Source organism: Rhodococcus sp. ACPA1 (assembly GCF_002300195.1).
GTDB lineage: Bacteria > Actinomycetota > Actinomycetes > Mycobacteriales > Mycobacteriaceae > Rhodococcus_F > Rhodococcus_F opacus.
This window is the reverse complement of sequence record NZ_NSDX01000003.1, coordinates 1197943-1212992: the sequence shown is the minus strand read 5'-3', so window position 1 is coordinate 1212992 and position 15050 is coordinate 1197943. Positions and strand designations below refer to the sequence as shown.

The following is a 15050-nucleotide window of genomic DNA, read 5'->3' as shown; positions in this document are numbered from 1 at the left end:
GATTCCCATTTGGACCAGCGTTCAATCATCGTGCTCTCAGGCGGCCAGCAGGCCCGGCAGTCCCCACTCCGCTGCCAGCAGCTCATAGGAGCGCAACCGGTCGCCGTGATCGTGGGTGACGCTGGTGATCACCAGTTCGTCGGCGTCGGTGAGCCTTCGCAGACTGTCGAGTCGGTCCGCGACGGTGGCCGGTGCCCCCACGAACTGGGTGATCAGCCGGTCCTCGACCGCCGCGCGTTCCGTCTCGCCGAGCGGTGCCGTGTGCGCCGGGTCCGGATACGGGATCGCACCGTGCCCACTGCGGATGCTGTGCGTCCAGTGCGCGAACGTCGACGCCAGTTCCTTCGCGGTCGAGTCGTCCTCCGCCACGACCGCGTCGGCGGAGACGACGACGTACGGTTTCTGCAGCTTCGACGACGGGCGGAACGCGGCGCGGTAGGCCTCGACCGCCTCTATGGTTGTCGACGGGCTCACGTGGTAGTTCGCGCCGAAAGGCAGCCCCAGCCGGCCGGCCAGTTCTGCGCTCGGTCCCGCGCTGCTGCCGAACACCCACACTTCGACGTAGGCGCCCTCGCCGGGGCTCGCGTGGAGCTCGATCCCGTCCGGGGTGCGGTACGTGCCGCCGAGCAGTGCCAGGATGTCGTCGACCTGCTGGTCGAATGCGGGTGACAGCGCGCCGGGCTGCTGCAGAACCGACTGCGCCGCCGCGAGCCGCGGAGACAGCAGGAGCCCGGTCGGATCGAACGGCGCCGGGATCACGACGCCGTCGCGGATCTCCGTCTCCCGGCGGGGCGGGGTCGGCTGGTTGTTGCGTTCCGCAACCGCTTTCAGCGCCTCGGCCCGCCGCTGACCCGACCGTCCGAGCCCGAGGTCCAGGCGACCCGGGTACAGCGCGTCGACGGTGCCGAACGCCTCGACCACGGCCGCTGCGGTGGTGTGGCCCAACTGCACCGCGGCGGCGCCGACCCGGAGCGTGCTGGTCGCCGCGGCCAGGATCCCGACGAGCACGGCAGGCGAGGAACTGGCGACGCCCACGAAGTGGTGTTCGGCAACCCAGTACCGCTTGTATCCCCACGCCTCGGCGTGCCGGGCGAGGTCGACGGTGTTCCGCAGCGCGGTGCGGGCGGTGGTGCCCTCGCTGACGGGCGACAGGTCGAGGACGGACAACGGAGTGGTCATGAGGGCACCTTCTGGAGAGAGCGGGGATTGACAGCGCGATGGCTGCGCGGGGCACCGAGTCCGAGGTGCCGCCGCAGCGTGGCGGTGGTGTATTCGGTGCGCAGAACGCCGCGGTCCTGCAGCAACGGCACCACCGTGTCGGCGAACAGGGCGAGTTCGTCCGAGGTGAGGTGAGAGGGCAGGACGAACCCGTCCGCTGCGTCCTCGCGGACCCACCGGACGATCCGGTCCGCGACGGACGCGGCGGTACCCACGAACGTCGCGGCGGACAGGACCTTCACCGCACCGGCGGGTCTGCCTGCCTCGACCGTGCGGCGCGCGAGGTCGTCGTAGAACGCGCGACCGGCCTCGAACGTGCCGAGCGGCGCGATGATCACGTCGCCGTGCCGGGCGGCGAGATCCCGGGCCGCCGGGCCGTCACCCGACACGATCACCACCGGTTGCGCTTGCGGGCTCCGCGGGACGGTGAAGCGTCCACCGATGTCGAAGTGCCTGCCCCGGTGATAGAACGCGCCTGCGGTGGGATCCGAGACGAATCGCCCCGCATCCCGGTCGACGGTCACGACCCCCTCGGCCCAGGAATCCCACAGCGTGCAGGCGGTGTCGACGAACTCCGCGGCCCGCTCGTCGCCGGGCGCCACGGTGTTCCATGCCGCACGGCCGCCGGACAGGTGATCGAGTGAGGCCAGCCGGCGGGCCACGTCGTACGGTTCGGCGGAGGTCGTGTCCAGCGTCGCCGCGAGCCCCACCGTGTCGGTGAACCCGGCCAGCGCGTTCGCCGCGGTGACGCCTTCGGCGAGGAAGAAGTCGAATCTCCCCCGCTCCGCGGTACGGGCGGCATCCGCGAGGACGGCGAAGTCCGCCCGGCCCACGGGCGCCGCCGCCCCGAGCACGACCTGCTTCTCGGCCATGCCTACCGCGGGTTCTTCTCGCCGGCCTCGACCGCGAGCGTCAGCCGGTTCTCGGCGGGCGCGACCGGGCAGGTGGCGTAGTCGGTGAACGCGCACGGCAAGTTGGCCGCCCGGTTGAAATCGAGGACCACCCGGCCGTCGGCGGCGGGGGCGTCCACGGCCAGGGACCGCGCCGCGGGGTACGTGCTGACCCCGCTGGTGGCGTCCGTGAACAGGACGTGCAGGCCACCGTTCGTGCCTGCGAACGCGACGAGTTCGTGTGCGGCGCCGTCGTACTCGAATGCGAGTGAGCCCAGCGCCGTGTGGTGGTGCTCGAGACCCTCGACGACCGCACCCGTCGTCACGACACGGGACTGCGGGAACGGGGTGAACGTTGCCGGCACGGCCCACTGCCGCGCGGGCAGGAACGCCGGGATGCCGGTGAACGCGGCGAGGGTGCCCGCCTCGGGGTCGTGGATCCGCAGGGCGACGTCACCGGTCCTCCGGATCACCTCGATGTTGCGGCTCCCGTGCCGCACGAGCAGACCGGGTGCACCCTCCAGAGGTGCGAGGGTCGCCGTGCCGTCGACCGCGTCGCCGTCGACCTCGAGACCGGCGTCGGCGGTGGCCGTGATCACCACCCCGTCCGCGTCGGCCCGCCACTTCCCGGGCAGGTCGGGGAACGTGGTGTCGGTCTCGACGAGCCAGTGCAACGCCGTGAGACTCAGCCATCCCAGCGGGTCGCGGAAAGACTCCTCCCGCGCCGAATGCCAGTCCTGCCAGTCCTGCTCGAATGTCGCGCCTGCCGTGACTGCGGTCATGATGCCCGAACTCCTTCTGTCTGGTGATGCGGATGGCGCAGTCCGAGATGGCTGCGCAGGGTCGTCCCCGAGTACTCGGAGCGGAAGCTGCCGCGGTTCTGCAATTCCGGGACCACCTTCTCGACGAACTCGTCGAGCCCGGCCGGTGTGAGGTGCGGTACCAGGATGAAGCCGTCGCACGCGTCCGCCTGCACGTAGCGGTCGATCTCCTCGGCCACCTGGGCGGCGGTGCCGACGAATTGCTGGCGGGTGGTGACCGCGATGATCAGTTCACGGATGCTGAGCTTCTCGGCTTCGGCCTTCGCCCGCCACGCGGCGGCGATCTCGCGGGGGTCCTTCGCGTGCCGGACCCGGCCGCGGGTGATGTTCGTGTCGTCGGCCGGTTCGACGTCCGGTAGCGGACCGTCCGGGTCGTATGCGGAAAGGTCACGACCCCAGACCTGTTCGAGAAACGCGATCGCCGTCTGCGGGCCCACCTGCTGGTGCCGGATGTGATCGGCGCGCTCGGCGGCGTCCGCCGCGGAGTCGCCCAGCACGAAGGTCGCCGCGGGCAGGACCTTGAGATCGTCGTAACTGCGCCCGTACTTCGCCAGCCTGCCCTTGACATCCGTGTAGAACTTCTGGCCGTCCTCGAGCGACCCGTGGATGGTGAAGATCGCGTCCGCCTGCGCGGCCCCGAATTCGCGGCCCTGATCGGAGTCACCGGCCTGCAGCAGCACCGGGTGCCCCTGCGGGCTCCGGGGAATCGTGAATCGTCCCCGGATGTCGAACTGGGAGCCGGAGTGGGTGACGTCGCGGATCGAGTTGTCCGCGGCGAACACTCCCCGGGCGCGGTCGATCTGCAACGCATCCTGATCCCAGCTGTCCCAGAACTTGCGGGCGCCCTCGATCAGTTCGCCTGCACGGACGTACCGGTCGGCCTTGTCGAGGTATCCCCCGCGCCGGAAGTTCTCCCCCGTGAACGCGTCCGAGGACGTCACCATGTTCCACGCGGCCCGGCCGTCGGACAGATGGTCGAGCGAGGCGAATTGCCGTGCCAGCTCGTACGGTTCGTTGAACGTGGTGTTGATCGTCCCCGCCAGGCCCAGATGCGTGGTGACTCCGGCGAGTGCGCCGAGCACCGTCACCGTGTCGGGGCGGCCCACCACGTCGAGGTCGTGGATCAGGCCCCGGTGCTCACGCAGGCGCAGGCCCTCGGCGAGGAAGAAGAAGTCGAACAGTCCGCGTTCGGCGGTCTCCGCGAGGTGCACGAACGAGTCGAAGTCGATCTGGCTCTTCGAGGCGGGGTCGCTCCACACGGTGGTGTTGTTGACGCCGGGAAAGTGGGCGGCGAGATGAATCTGCTTGCGCTGGTCGCTCATGAGGTCAGTCCTGTCCGGCGAAGTGATTGACGGGACGGGTGAAGCCGAGCCGCTCCCGGAGCACTCCGCTGTCGGACGCTCGGCCGCCCGGCCGCAGCAGCGGCAGGACGCGTTGGGTGATCTCGTTCAGGCCGGACGTCAGCGCCAGCGGCCGGAGGGTGACACCGTCGACGCCCCCGGTGTCCACCACGTCGGTGATCAGCCGGGACAGTCCATGCGCGGCGCCGCGGTGGAGAATCGACGCCGGCTCGTAGCGGCCGCCGGACCAGTTCTCGAGCTGGGCGAGGTCGCGTTCCGCCGTGTCGGCGGTCTCGGCGATCACCACCTCGACGTCCAGCAGGATCCGGAGCGAAGCGGGGGCCCGGCCCGCCTCGACCGCGGCACGTCGCACCCGGTCCGCGACGTCACGCGCCGCGTCCACGGTGGGTGCGCCGATGCGGATCACGTCGGCGCGCGCCGCGGCGACCCGGGTGGAGTGCTCGTCCCGCGCACCGATCACGATCAGCGACTGCCCCTGCGGCGACCGCGGCGTGATCGAGGGACCCTTCACGGAGAAGTGCGTGCCCCCGAAATCGATGTAGTGCAGCTTGTCCCGGTCGATGAAACGGCCGGTGGCGACGTCGCGGATCTCGGCGTCGTCCTCCCAGCTGTCCCACAGCAGACTGACGACCTCGATCGCGTCGGCCGCCTCCGCCCACAGACTCTCGGCCTCCTGTGCATCCTTGCGCCCGAACAGATTCGCCTGCGCCTGACCGGCCGACACGTCCACCTGCCACCCGGCGCGGCCGAGCGACGCGTGGTCGAGGCTCGCGATCGCCTTGGACACGTGGAACGGTTCGGTGTGGGTGACCGTCACCGTGGGAACCAGGCCGATGCGCTCGGTGGACGCGACGGCCCGTGCCGCGATCGCCACGGCATCCAGTTGCCCACGCTGATCGGCATGTCCCGTGGTGGCGATCGCGAAGGTATCGCCGACGAAGGCGAGGTCCACTCCGGCCGAGTCGGCCTGCCCGAGGAGGCCGGTCCAGTAGCCGGCGGTGAAGAGGTCCTCGGCGCGCGAGTCCGGACGGCGCCAGGACTGCGGATGGATCCCCGTACCGTACAGATCGACGGCGACGAGCGGGTCGTGTGGCTCAGGCATGAATCGATTCCTCCAGCTGTGCAGAACGTGGGCGCACGACGGATCGTCCCGGGATGGCGTCGAGCAACTGCCGGGTGTAGTCGTGGCGGGGATTGTCGAATACTTCTGCCGCGGTGCCCGATTCGACGATGCGGCCGGACCGCATCACCGCGACCGTGTCGCTGATCTGCCGGACCACGGCAAGGTCGTGTGAGATGAAGAGGTAGCTGAGCCCGAGTTCCCGCTGCAGGCTCTCGAGCAACCCGAGGATCTGTGCCTGCACCGAGACGTCCAGCGCCGACACCGGTTCGTCGAGCACGACGAGTTCGGGGTGCAGGGCGAGCGCGCGGGCGATGGCGACCCGCTGCCGTTGCCCTCCGGACAGCTCGGCCGGCCTGCGTTCGAGGTAGGTGCGCGGCAGCGCGACCTGTTCGAGCAGTTCGGCGACTCGGGCCGTCCGTTCCGCCCTGGTCCCGACACCGAACGCACCGAGCGGTTCCGCCACGATGTCCGCGATCGCCAGCTTCGGATCGAGGGACGCATACGGGTTCTGGTACACGATCTGCACTCGGCGGCGCAGGGCGCGCAGCGCGCCGCCGCGCAGGGTGGTGATGTCCCGGCCGTCGAACTCGACGCGGCCCGCGGAGGGAGATTCCAACCGGATCGCGATCCGGGCCACCGTGGACTTGCCGGACCCGGACTCCCCCACCAGCGACAGCGTGCGCCCGCGCGGAACCTCGAACGACACGTCCTGGACGGCGTCGATGGCCGTGCGCCGATCGATCCGGAACGTCTTGGACACCCCGGAGACGCGCAACAGGACATCGGGTTCGGCTCCGCCCGCCGCCGCGGCGCGGCTGGACCCCCGTCCCACCGAGAGACTCGGCGCCGCGGCCAGCAGGGTGCGGGTGTACTCGTGCTGTGGATTCTCGAGGATCTCGCGGGTGGGACCGGCTTCCACCACCTCACCCTGGCTCATCACCACGATCCGGTCGGCACGGTCGGCGGCGACACCCAGATCGTGCGTGATCAGCAGGACCGCGGTACCGGACTCGGCGATCCGCGCGTCGAGGTGATCGAGAATCCGGCGCTGCACCGTGACGTCGAGCGCGCTGGTCGGCTCGTCCGCGATCACGAGTTCGGGGCTGCACGCCAAGGCGATCCCGATCAGGACGCGCTGCCGTTGCCCGCCCGAGAGGTCCTGCGGGTACTGCCTCGCCCGCGCCTCGGGCCGGTCGATCCCGGCCTCGGCGAGAATGCGCACCGCCTCGATGCCTGCTGTCCGCCGGTCGGCGAGACCGTGGATCCGGAGCACCTCCGCCACCTGGGCGCCGACCCGCAGGACGGGGTTGAGCGATGTCGTCGGGTCCTGGGGAACCAGGCCGATCCGGGCGCCGCGGACCCGCCCGAGTGCGCGCTCCGACTTGGTGTCGAGACGCTCACCGTCGAATGTGACGGTGCCGGCGACGGCACGCCCGGATCCGCTGAGCAGTCCGAGGATGGCGTGCGCGGTGGTGGATTTTCCGGAGCCGGACTCGCCGACCACGGCCACCACTTCGCCGCGCGAGACCGTGAGGTCGACGCCCTTCACGGCCACGACGGGATCGCTCACGCTCCCGTACGCCACCCGCAGTCCGGAGACCTGGAGGAGCGGCGCCGTGGTGCCTGCCGCAGTAGTAGTCGAACTCATCGCACTTCCCTCTGTTCGAGTGCATGCCCGAGTCGGTGCGCCGACAGCACGACGGCCACGATCACCAGTCCGGGCAGGGTTGTCATCCACCATGCGGTGGCGAGGTAGTTCCGGCCCTCGGAGATCAGCGAGCCCCATTCCGGGGTGGGCGGCACCGCACCGAACCCGAGGAAGCTCAGCGACGACACCGCGAGGACCGCCATCCCGAACTCGACGGCGGCGAGTGCCACGACGGGCGCGTACGAGTTCCGCAGCACGTGGCGGCGCAGCACCGTGTGCCAGCGGACACCCGACGCGAACGCCGCCTCGACGTACAGCGACCGGCGTACTCGCAGCACCTCCGAACGCATCACGCGGGCGAAGTTCGCGATCAGCGACACGCCCACCGCGATGGCCACGTTGACGGTGCCGAACCCCAGCGCGGTCACCAGTGCGAGCGAGAGCAGCAGGGCGGGGATCGACAGGAGGACGTCGACTACCCGCATCAGGACGGCGTCCAGCGCACCTCCGACGGCACCGGACAGCAGGCCGATCAGCGAACCGACGACCAGTGCGATGCCCACGGCCAACAGCGTTGCGGTCAGCGACAGTCCGGCGCCGTGGACCACGCGGGTATACACGTCGCGGCCGATGTTGTCGGTGCCGAACCAATGCGCGGCACTCGGCGCCTGCAGTTTCTGGGCGGGCACCCCGACCAGCGGGTCGCCGCTCGCGAACACCGACGGCGCCACCGCGAATCCGACCGCGACAAGGAGCACGGCGGCCGAGGCCACGAGCGCGAGATTGCGACGCAACCACGTCACCACGCGGCGTCCGCGGCTGCCCGACTCGGACACGATCACGGGAGGCGGGTCGATCGGTGGAGTGCCGAAACCCTCGGCCTCGTCGATCAGTTCCCTGGTGAGGATGTCAGACATGAACCTTCTCCTCCACACCCGCGGTGGTGCCGGCGCCGGAACTGCGTCTACCCTCGACGATCCTCGGATCGATCAGCGGGTAGAGCAGATCGACGGCGAGATTGACGAGTACATAGACGACGGAGCTCAGCACCACGATTCCCTGGACCACCGGAATGTCCTGCGCCATCACGGAAGTCTGGGTGAGCCGCCCCACTCCGGCGCGCGAGAACACCGTCTCGACGACGACCGATCCGGCCAGCAGATTACCCACGAGCACACCGGCGATGGTGAATGCGGGAATGCTCGACAGGCGCAGCGCGTGCCGGGTCTGGATCTGCCAACGGGACGCGCCCTTCGCCCGCGCGGCTTCGATGAACGGCTGCCGCCACGTGGTCTGCAGACTCGCCGCGAGCACCTGCGCGATCACGGCGCCGGTCGGCAGCGCGAGCGTCACCGCGGGGAGCACCAGCGTCGCGATCCCCTGGTCACCGAACGCCGGGAAAGCCTTCAACCGGAACGAGAACAGCTGCAGCAGAATCAGTCCCACCCAGAATGTCGGCACCGCGACAACGAGCGGAGGAAGTGAGAACAGCAGATTCCGCACCCAATGGACCCTCGTGTAGGTGGCGAGGAACGCGACCGCTGCCCCGAACACGACCGCGAGAACCAGCGCCGCGGACGCCAGCGCGAGCGTGCTGGGCACCGCGTTCCCGATGGCCTCGGTCACCGATTGCCCGGTGGCGATCGAGTACCCGAAGTCACCGCGGACGGCGTGGCTCAGGGAGTTCCAGTACTGCACCCACACCGGCTGGTCGAGGCCGTACCGGGCCTGCAACTCCGCGACGGCAGCCGCGTCGACCGTCGTTCCGGTGGTCGCCGAGTCGACGGCGATGCTCACCGGGTCGGACGGCAGCAGGAACAGCACGGCGAACGACACGGTGAACGTCGCCCACAGGACGGCGATCGCCTGCAGCACACGTAGTCCGAGGTAGCGAATCATGGCTCAGCGTCCGCTGATCCAGGTGTCGAAGAACTGGAGCCGGGCCGAGGCCTCGAACTTCAGGTCCTGCACGTTCGGGCCGGCGCCGATCGCCTGCGACAACTCCACCGTGGGAATCCACAGGCCGTTGTCGAGCACCTGCTGCTGGGCGTCGGCGACGAGCGAACTCCGCTCGGTGGTGTCGGTGGTGGCGAGCTGCTTCGCGAGCACGTCGTCGAGCGCGGGAATCGGTCCGCGGTTGTTCAGGTTGCGGCCTTCGAGGCCGAACTGGGTGCGGAGGATGTCACCGTCGGCGCGGGTGCTGTTGTAGTAGGTGGCGTCGAAGTCCTTGGCATTCTGGCGGGCGGTGGCCTCAGGAGTGGACACGAGATTCAGCTGCAGATCCACTCCCACCTCTTTGAGCTGCTGCTGCACCAGTTCGAGAATGGCCTGGTTACCGGCGAACACCGAGCTGAACAGAACGGGGAAGCTCAGCTTCTGACCGCCCTTCTCCCGGATGCCGTCGGCACCGGGAACCCAGCCCGCCTGATCCAGAATCGACTTCGCCTTCTCCGGGTCGTACGTCACGTCCGGCAGCGACACGTAGCCGGGGGTGCGGCTGGCCAGCGTGCTCGTGGCGGGCTTGAAGTTGGGCCCGAGCACGGTGTCGACCAGTTCCTGCCGGTTGATCGCCGGGACCAGCGCGCTGCGCACGACCGGATCGACGAGCGGCCCGCGAGTCACGTTGGGCTGGAAACCGAACGGCGTCCCGGGGTTCGACGTGGTGAGCACCTGCCCGCCCGCGCCTTCGATCTGCGGGGCGTCCTGCGGCAACGCGTCGCTGATCGCGTCCAGCTGTCCTGAGGACAGGCTGCCCGTGCGGACCCCGGATTCGGGCACGACACTGAACTCGATGGTGTCGAGATAGGCCTCGCCGTCGTGGCCGAACACGTCCGAACCCCAGTTGTATCCGGCGCGCTTGGCGAGGGTCACCGACTTGTCCTGCTGGTAGTCGCCGTACGTGAACGGCCCGGTGCCCGAGATGTTGCCGGTGCACCGCTCTTCGGCGGACCTCGCGACGGACGCATCGGACAGGATGCCCAGCTGCGGGGTCGACGACGCCTGCAGGAACTGCGCGTTGGGTGCGGCGAAGTCGACCTGCGCGGTCAGCGGGTCGATCACGGTGGTACCGGTGTAACCGGCGAGGTAGCTGGCACCGAGCGGGGCCTTGGCGCCGGAGAGGGTGTTCACGATGGCGTCGAGATTCTTCTTCACCGAATCCGCGGTGAAAGGTGTTCCGTCACTGAACGTCACACCGTCCTTCAGGTGGAACGTGAAGGAGGACGCGTCGGCGTCGGTTTCCCAACTCTCGGCGAGCCACGGCTTCAGTTCACCCGTTGCCGGGTCCTGGTCGGTGAGCGAGTCCACCACCTGACGAGCCACGTAGATCGTCTGGTTCGTGCCCGACTGCGCCGGGTCGGCGCACGTGGGTGCCTGGGAGAGGCCGTAGCGGAGTGTGCCGCCCGGCTGTGCGGGGCCCGCATCCGCGGAGGAACTGCTGGAACCGCCACCGCAGGCGGTGAGCGCCGTGGCCAGCACGGCGGCGGCGCCGATACCTGCTGCGATGCGGGCACCGCGGTGGGGCGAGGACAAATGCACTGATGGCACCGAGAACTCCGTGATCTCGAAGAAGTGCCGTGCGCGCTGCCGAGACGATTCGGCAGCGCTCACGCGCACAGGAAGGTGAGGGACACCGGATCCGACGCGGATGCGGTGTGAAGAGCCGGAACCCCGACGGATCGGGGTATCAGGTCAGCTGTGACAGATCGAGGTGGACAGCCGGCAGAGATCGACGTGGAGACGCCCCCAGGCGCTCACGAAACCTTCGGTCAACATCGTTCCTCCATCGATCCCGGCGGTAGCACCCGCACCCGCAGGGCGGGGGGTTGCTGCGACGTCAACGAGCCAGGTCTCTCGGTCGCTCTGGATGGTCGTCACCGAGTGTAAGAGATCGCCGGTCGCCCCGCCACACGGGCCCCCGTCACCCCACGGCCTGCCGGGTCGGGAGTTCCCGTCGCGACAGAGCGGGCCGGAGACCGAGATGTTCTCGCAGAGTGGAGCCTTCGTATTCCGTTCGGTACGAGCCTCGCTCCTGCAGTTCGGGCACCAGCAGGCCGACGATCTCGTCGAGTCCGGTGGGCACCAGGTACGGCGAGATGTTGAACCCGTCCGTCGCTCCGCTGCGAACCCACCGGGTGAGTTCGTCGGCGACCTGACCGGGGGTGCCGGCGAAACCGGACCGCTGGGTGGTCGCGATCGCGACCTGCCGCAGCGAGAGGTTCTGCGCCTCCGCCAGTGCCCGCCATTCCCGCGCGATCGCGAGCGGATCCTTCCCGTCGCGCGCCGCCCCGCGGGTGACGGAGATCGGCGCGGGCACCGGATCGAATTCGGGCAGTGGCCCGTCCGGGTCGCGATCGGACAGATCACGGCCCCACACCTGACCCACCAGAGACAATGCCGTCTGCCCGGTGTACTGGCCTTCGAGGACCCAACGGACCTTCTCCTCGACCTCGGAGTCGTTCTCCGCGAGCACGATCTGCGTGCCCGGCAGAATCTTGACGTCGTCCTCGGGGCGCCCGGCACGGCGCAGTCTGGCCCGGATGTCGTCGGCGAACGCGAGCGCCTCGTCGAAATGCGTTCCGTGCCGGGAGAAGATCACGTCGGTGTGCGCGGCCGCGAAGTCCCGGCCCGCCGGTGAGTCGCCGGCCTGGAAGATGACGGGATGCCCCTGCGCGCTGCGCGGCAGCGTGGGGGTGATCCTGACGTCGAACTGCGACGTGCGCCGGGACACCTCCGGCACACCGTCCGGCGTCGACCACGACGGCGCGTCGGTACTCGTCGCGACCGCGCCGTCGGCCCACGCATCCCAGATCGTCCGGGCGGTGTCGAGGAACTGCCCGGCCCGCTCGTATCTGTCCGCGTGATCGAGGAAGCCGCCGCGCCGGAAGTTCTCCCCGGTCCAGGCGTTGTCCGTGGTGACGGCGTTCCAACCGGCACGGCCACCGGACAGCAGGTCCAGCCCGGACAGCCGCCGGGCGAGGTCGGCCGGCTCGTTGTAGGTGGTGTTCTGGGTGGCCACCAACCCGATGTGCCGGGTGATGCCGGCCAGCGCCGCGAGCTGGGTGATCGCGTCCGGCCTGCCCACGATGTCGAGATCGAGGATCTTGCCTTCCTGTTCCCGCAGACGCAGGCCCTCACCGAGGAAGAAGGCGTCGAACAGGCCCCTCTCGGCGGTCAGTGCCACCCGCCGGAACGTTTCGAAGTCGATCTGCGATCCGCTCGACGGATCCGACCAGATCGTCGTGTGATTGACGCCCTGGAAGAAGACACCGAAGTGCACCTGGGCGCCGGGCCTGGCGTACGAGTAGTCGGTCATGTTCTCCACAACCTTTCAGCGAGAGAAGAGTCTTCGAGGCGCTCGGCCTGGAATCGGGTGACGGGACGGTCGAGGCCCAGCGTGCTGCGCAGGGTCGAACCGGGGACGGGGCGGTGGGCGATGCGGGCGCGCAGGAGTGCCGGGACCACGGACCGCGCGAGCACCGGAAGATCCTCGTCGACGACGGCGGGATGCAGGCGCACACCGTCGACGTGCGCATCCAGTGCGCGCAGCAGTTCCAGCAGCCCGGTGGCATCGCCGGCGAACGACAGCCGTCCGCTCGGCGGGGCGGGCGGGGACGAGCCGAGTGCCACATCCAGTTCGGCGAACACCAGCGGTGTGCCGCCTGCCTTCGCGCGCCCGGCGGCCGCGGTGGTGTCCTCGAGTGTCGGTCCGGACACCAGCACCACGTCGACCAGGGAGGGATCGGTGTTCCCCTCGGGGCCGAACACCACCAGTTGCCCCTGCGGCGGTCGTGGCACGATGGCCGGACCCTTCACCGAGTAGGTCTCGCCCTGGAAGTCGATGTAGTGCAATCGGTCGCGGTCGACGAAACGCCCGGTGGTGTGGTCGCGGATCACCGCGTCGTCCTCCCACGAATCCCACAGGTCCCGGACCACGGTGATCGCGTCCCGTTCCTCCCGCGCAAGGTCGGCGGGTGCGGTGACCTCGGCCCGGCCGAGGGCGCTCGCGACCCGCGGGTCGGTGTCGCGTGCTGCGATCCAGCCGCCGCGACCGCGCGACGCGTAGTCGAGCGTCGCGAGCTGGGAGGACGTGTGGAACGGCTCGGCGTATGTGGTGCCGACGACCGGTACGAGACCGATCGTGCTGGTGGTCGCGGCGACGAACGCTGCGCGGTTCACCGCGTCGATCCGGCCCACGGGTCCCCCGTCCGCGCCGGGCGGCAGGAGCGAATCGTCGAAGGAGGCGAACGTGAAACCGGCGTTCTCCGCTGCCGCGACCCGGTCCGCCACCGTTCGCCCGGTCAGCAACCGGTCCGGTGTGTGCGCGGCTCGTCGCCAGGCTTCGGGATGCGCACCCTCGCCGTCGAGTTCGATGCCCAGAACCAGGCTCATGCGTTTTCCTCCTCGGTGCCGGCCGTGAGGGGGCGGCTCGGAATGGTCTCGCGCAGCGCGGGTGCCACCTCGGCCTGGAACAGCTCCAGGCTTTCGCGGTGCTGCTTGTCGCTGCCGACGCGGTCGGCGCTCAGGTGGATCACCTCGTGCCCGAACTGCTCGTGGTAGCGCTGCACCTTGTCGATCACCTGCTGCGGGCTGCCGATCAGTGCGGAGCTGCGTTCGACGAAGTCCTCGACGGTTTCGAACACCACCGGAAGTCCTGCCCTGCGGGCGAAGTCGAGGCGGGCGGCGTGAATCGGCCGCCACACGTCGAGCGCATCCTGTGAGTTCGGCGTCACGTAGAACCCGGCAGTTCCGGCGCCGACGAGGGCGTCGGCGGGATCGTGACCGTAGTGGGCCCACCGTTCGCGGTAGTGGCGGACGAGTTCGGCGTACGAGTCGATGGGGTACGTGACGTTCGCGGAGAAGATCGGATCACCGTAGCGGGCCGCGAGATCCACCGATTCCTTGCTCGTCGCGCTGCCGTGCCAGATCCGGATCCGCCGCTGCAGCGGGCGCGGCAGTGCGACAGCGTGCTCGAGAGACGGCCGGAACGTGCCTTCCCAGGTGACGTCCTCGCTCTGCCACAACTGCCGGAACAGTTCGTAGCCCTCGCGGTTGCGGTCCCACTGATCGTCCGAGGTGACGTGGAACAACTCCGCCTGCGCGGTGCCGTTGCCCTTGCCGATGATGAGCTGCAGCCGGCCGCCCGACAGGTTGTCCAGCGTCGAGTAGTCCTCGAACGCACGGACCGGGTCGAGCAGGCTCAGCGTGGTGACCGCCGTCCACAACTGCAGCGTGCTGGTGCGCGCCGCGATGGCGCTGAGCACCACGGGTGGGGACGAGGACAGGAAGGGATGTTCGTGGCGCTCGCCCACCGCGAACCCGTCGTACCCCAGTTGCTCGGCGAGGACGGCGGACTCCACGACCTCCTGCAGCCTCGCCGCAGTGCCGATCTTCTCCCCGGTCACCGGATCCGGTTGGTGAGTGATCAGGCTCATCAGCAGAAACTTCATACGGACTCGTACTCCTTTGCGGCACAGGCGGAAGGCAGAGTGGTAGCGGTGTGCAGGATCTTCTCGAATCCGTGGATTCCGACGTCCTGCGGTGGGAGGGTGCGGTCGAACAGTGCCGTGTACCCCGCGGCCAGATACAGGGCCACCGCCTCGGGCTGCCGCGGCCCCGTGGTGAGGAAGATGCGGGAAAAACCGGCCCGGACGATCTCGGCCTCGAGCTCCCGCAGCACGATTCGTCCGAGGCCGCGGCGGCGGTGCGCCGACGAGGTCCAGATCCGTTTGAGTTCGGCAGTCGTGTCGTCGTAGCGGCGGAAGGCCCCGCCCGCCACGGACGCCCCCTCCTCGACCACGACGAGCAACGCGCCACCCGGTGCGGCGAACTCCTCCGCCGGATACGTGCTGAGATCGTCGTAGATCTCGTCGCGGGTGCGCCCGTACCGAGTGCTGTACTCGATCGCCAGTTCTTCGAGCAGCGGCGCGGCCAGTGGATCCGCCTGGTCGACGAACACGGTCTGCACGGATTCGGTCCTCTCGGTCACTG

Annotated in this window: 14 protein-coding genes and 1 riboswitch; all 14 genes read right to left on the bottom strand. The window is 69.5% G+C overall.

Annotated features, from left to right (window positions below):
- Positions 1-36 precede the first annotated feature (36 nt).
- A complete protein-coding gene (locus CJ177_RS16165; RefSeq protein WP_095868116.1) occupies positions 37-1179 on the bottom strand; it encodes an LLM class flavin-dependent oxidoreductase in 1143 nt (380 codons plus the stop codon).
- The gene (locus tag CJ177_RS16160; protein ID WP_095868115.1) at positions 1176-2090 is read right to left on the bottom strand and encodes an LLM class flavin-dependent oxidoreductase; all 915 of its coding nucleotides are present in this window, start codon (positions 2088-2090) and stop codon (positions 1176-1178) included. The genes CJ177_RS16165 and CJ177_RS16160 overlap by 4 nt, the downstream gene beginning before the upstream one ends.
- Before the next feature lie 2 nt (positions 2091-2092).
- Positions 2093-2890, bottom strand: coding sequence for a DUF1684 domain-containing protein (locus CJ177_RS16155; protein ID WP_095868114.1), 798 nt, complete (start codon positions 2888-2890; stop codon positions 2093-2095).
- Positions 2887-4251: an NtaA/DmoA family FMN-dependent monooxygenase gene (locus tag CJ177_RS16150; protein WP_095868113.1), complete on the bottom strand. Its 1365-nt coding sequence runs from the start codon at positions 4249-4251 to the stop codon at positions 2887-2889. The genes CJ177_RS16155 and CJ177_RS16150 overlap by 4 nt, the downstream gene beginning before the upstream one ends.
- Positions 4252-4255: 4 nt before the next feature.
- Positions 4256-5392 carry an LLM class flavin-dependent oxidoreductase gene (locus CJ177_RS16145; protein WP_095868112.1) on the bottom strand — a complete coding sequence of 379 codons (1137 nt, stop codon included), beginning with the start codon at positions 5390-5392 and terminating at the stop codon, positions 4256-4258.
- Positions 5385-7061, bottom strand: a complete 1677-nt coding sequence (locus tag CJ177_RS16140; RefSeq protein ID WP_005251670.1) for an ABC transporter ATP-binding protein — start codon at positions 7059-7061, stop codon at positions 5385-5387. The genes CJ177_RS16145 and CJ177_RS16140 overlap by 8 nt, the downstream gene beginning before the upstream one ends.
- Complete coding sequence (locus CJ177_RS16135; RefSeq protein ID WP_025433177.1) at positions 7058-7978, bottom strand: ABC transporter permease; 921 nt, start codon at positions 7976-7978, stop codon at positions 7058-7060. Before CJ177_RS16135 ends, CJ177_RS16140 begins: the two co-directional genes overlap by 4 nt.
- Entirely contained in the window at positions 7971-8960 is a 990-nt protein-coding gene (locus CJ177_RS16130) for an ABC transporter permease (protein ID WP_095868111.1), read from the bottom strand. The genes CJ177_RS16135 and CJ177_RS16130 overlap by 8 nt, the downstream gene beginning before the upstream one ends.
- Before the next feature lie 3 nt (positions 8961-8963).
- Positions 8964-10598 (bottom strand): ABC transporter substrate-binding protein, encoded by a 1635-nt coding sequence (locus tag CJ177_RS16125; RefSeq protein WP_095868246.1) that lies wholly within the window; start codon positions 10596-10598, stop codon positions 8964-8966.
- Between the two features lie 153 nt (positions 10599-10751).
- Positions 10752-10835 carry a putative leader peptide gene (locus tag CJ177_RS49400; RefSeq protein WP_310794466.1) on the bottom strand — a complete coding sequence of 28 codons (84 nt, stop codon included), beginning with the start codon at positions 10833-10835 and terminating at the stop codon, positions 10752-10754.
- Between the two features lie 4 nt (positions 10836-10839).
- A riboswitch (SAM riboswitch) is annotated at positions 10840-10933 on the bottom strand.
- A gap of 47 nt (positions 10934-10980) precedes the next feature.
- On the bottom strand, positions 10981-12375 hold the full coding sequence (locus CJ177_RS16120; RefSeq protein ID WP_095868110.1) for an NtaA/DmoA family FMN-dependent monooxygenase: 1395 nt from the start codon (positions 12373-12375) through the stop codon (positions 10981-10983).
- On the bottom strand, positions 12372-13451 hold the full coding sequence (locus CJ177_RS16115) for an LLM class flavin-dependent oxidoreductase (RefSeq protein WP_095868109.1): 1080 nt from the start codon (positions 13449-13451) through the stop codon (positions 12372-12374). Before CJ177_RS16115 ends, CJ177_RS16120 begins: the two co-directional genes overlap by 4 nt.
- Positions 13448-14509, bottom strand: coding sequence for an LLM class flavin-dependent oxidoreductase (locus tag CJ177_RS16110; protein WP_061701378.1), 1062 nt, complete (start codon positions 14507-14509; stop codon positions 13448-13450). The genes CJ177_RS16115 and CJ177_RS16110 overlap by 4 nt, the downstream gene beginning before the upstream one ends.
- Entirely contained in the window at positions 14506-15048 is a 543-nt protein-coding gene (locus CJ177_RS16105) for a GNAT family N-acetyltransferase (protein WP_005251659.1), read from the bottom strand. Before CJ177_RS16105 ends, CJ177_RS16110 begins: the two co-directional genes overlap by 4 nt.
- Positions 15049-15050 lie beyond the last annotated feature (2 nt).